The 839-nt window shown below is 74.5% G+C and carries 2 protein-coding genes; both read right to left on the reverse strand.

What is annotated here, in order from left to right:
- A partial coding sequence (locus tag BZY54_RS48780; protein ID WP_208641010.1) for an SWIM zinc finger family protein occupies nt 1-587 on the reverse strand: 587 nt, incomplete at its 3' end.
- Nucleotides 584-839 (reverse strand): DEAD/DEAH box helicase (locus tag BZY54_RS48785; protein WP_143668483.1); only part of this gene is annotated, 256 nt, incomplete at its 5' end. The genes BZY54_RS48785 and BZY54_RS48780, both read right to left, overlap by 4 nt.

Raw genomic sequence — 839 nt, forward strand, 5'->3', positions numbered from 1 at the left:
GTGCCGCCGGTTTCCGGCGTGGCGCCCGTGTGGGTCTGGCGGCGGGTGCGCAGCGCGGTGAGGACGGCGTCCTTGGTGCGGCCGCGGAGGGTGAAGAGCCAGAAGGGGTCGTCGTCGAGGTGGGCGGCGGTGGCGTAGCACAGGGCGGCGGCGTGCTTGCACGGGTAGCCCCAGTCGGGGCAGGAGCACTCGGGGTCGAGTTCGGCCGGTTCGGGCAGCAGGGGGACGCCGGCGGTGCGGGCGTCGTCGACGAGGTCGGCGGGCATCTCGCCGTCGAGGAGGGCGGCGGTGCGACCGGCCTGGGCGGCGATGGCGTCGAGGAGCGTGTCCCACTGGGCGTCGGTGAGGACACGCAGGTGCACCGCGGTGTCGTACGGCCAAGGGTTACTGCCTTCGACCTCGGCGCGCAGCACGCCGGGGGTGACGGTGACCGGGCCGACCATGCCCTTGCGGGCGTAGGTACGACCGCGGGAGAGGCGGCCGGCGTCGAGGGTGGAGGCCTCCAGGGCGTCCACCCAGGCCTGCCCCCACCAGGTGGCGGCGAAGGCGCGGCTTCCGGTACGGGGGGCCTTGCGGGCGGGGGTCATGCGTCGGCTCCGTGGGACAGTGCGACGAGTTCGGCGAGGTCGGCGTCGGAGAGTTCGGTCAGGGCGGCCTCACCGGAGGCGATGACCTGGTCCGCGAGGGCGCGCTTGGCGCCGAGCAGACGGGCGACCCTGTCCTCGACCGTGCCCTGCGTGGTGAGCCGGTGGACCTGGACGGGGCGGTCCTGGCCGATGCGGTAGGCACGGTCGGTGGCCTGGTCTTCGACGGCGGGGTTCCACCAGCGGTCGTAGTGG

The organism is Streptomyces carpinensis (genome assembly GCF_002154505.1).
GTDB lineage: Bacteria > Actinomycetota > Actinomycetes > Streptomycetales > Streptomycetaceae > Streptomyces > Streptomyces carpinensis.